The organism is Streptococcus sp. SO2 (genome assembly GCF_030440025.1).
In genome coordinates, this window is the sequence record NZ_JAQFJH010000045.1 from 1 (window position 1) to 1046 (window position 1046).

Annotated in this window: 3 protein-coding genes; all 3 read left to right on the forward strand. The window is 38.4% G+C overall.

Going from position 1 to position 1046, the window contains the following annotated elements; translation table 11 throughout:
• Positions 1-126: type Z 30S ribosomal protein S14 (locus PCY17_RS12175; RefSeq protein ID WP_301395792.1), on the forward strand; the 126-nt coding region annotated here is incomplete at its 5' end.
• Between the two features lie 211 nt (positions 127-337).
• Positions 338-736 carry a 30S ribosomal protein S8 gene (gene rpsH / locus PCY17_RS12180; RefSeq protein WP_000245504.1) on the forward strand — a complete coding sequence of 133 codons (399 nt, stop codon included), beginning with the start codon at positions 338-340 and terminating at the stop codon, positions 734-736.
• A gap of 187 nt (positions 737-923) precedes the next feature.
• Positions 924-1046, forward strand: a 123-nt coding sequence (rplF, locus tag PCY17_RS12185; RefSeq protein ID WP_301395754.1) for a 50S ribosomal protein L6, incomplete at its 3' end; no start/stop codon positions are given.

Genomic DNA, 1046 nt, shown 5'->3' on the forward strand with positions numbered 1-1046 from the left:
TATACTCGTTGTGAAAAATGTGGTCGTCCACATTCAGTTTACCGCAAATTTAAACTTTGCCGTGTTTGCTTCCGTGAATTAGCTTACAAAGGACAAATTCCTGGTGTAACAAAAGCATCTTGGTAATATCATGATACAAAGAGCGTAACAACCCTAGCAAAAATAGGAGATTTGGTGCAGGAGCGATACTCCAAGACAAATCTATCTTTTTTGCCCAGGTTGTAGCTCGTGTTCAAATGAGATTATCTTGTTTGAATGTGTCAATACTATCTGAGCCCAGCTCAATCATTAACTAGCAAGTGCAACTTGCAAACTACTAGTAAGAGGAGAAAATAAAATGGTTATGACTGACCCAATCGCAGACTTCCTAACTCGTATTCGTAACGCTAACCAAGCAAAACACGAAGTACTTGAAGTACCTGCATCAAACATCAAAAAAGGGATTGCTGAAATCCTTAAACGCGAAGGTTTTGTTAAGAACGTAGAAATCATCGAAGATGACAAACAAGGCATCATCCGTGTATTCCTTAAATACGGACCAAACGGTGAAAAAGTTATCACTAACTTGAAACGTGTTTCTAAACCAGGACTTCGTGTCTACAAAAAACGTGAAGATCTTCCAAAAGTACTTAACGGTCTTGGAATTGCTATCCTTTCAACTTCAGAAGGTTTGCTTACTGATAAAGAAGCTCGCCAAAAGAACGTTGGTGGGGAAGTTATCGCTTACGTTTGGTAATATTTAGTTCCCAATTTCTTTGTGACTCTTCGTTATCGTTTCTAGCCTAACCCAAAGTTATGCCTGCGAGACGATGCCTAGATTCACTTTGAAATTGAAATCTAAATGTTCCTTTAAATCGAGAAATCGATTTAACCCCGTGAAAACTGGCCGTCATGGCCTGACAATTTAACAGGAGAATAAAAACATGTCACGTATTGGTAATAAAGTTATCGTGTTGCCTGCTGGTGTTGAAATCACTAACAATGACAACGTTGTAACTGTAAAAGGACCTAAAGGAGAACTTACTCGTGAGTTCTCAAAAGATATT

Excerpts from the sequence above, each read along its gene's own strand:
- rpsH (WP_000245504.1), top strand. The coding sequence starts at position 338 with ATGGTTATGACTGACCCAATCGCAGACTTCCTAACTCGTATTCGTAAC.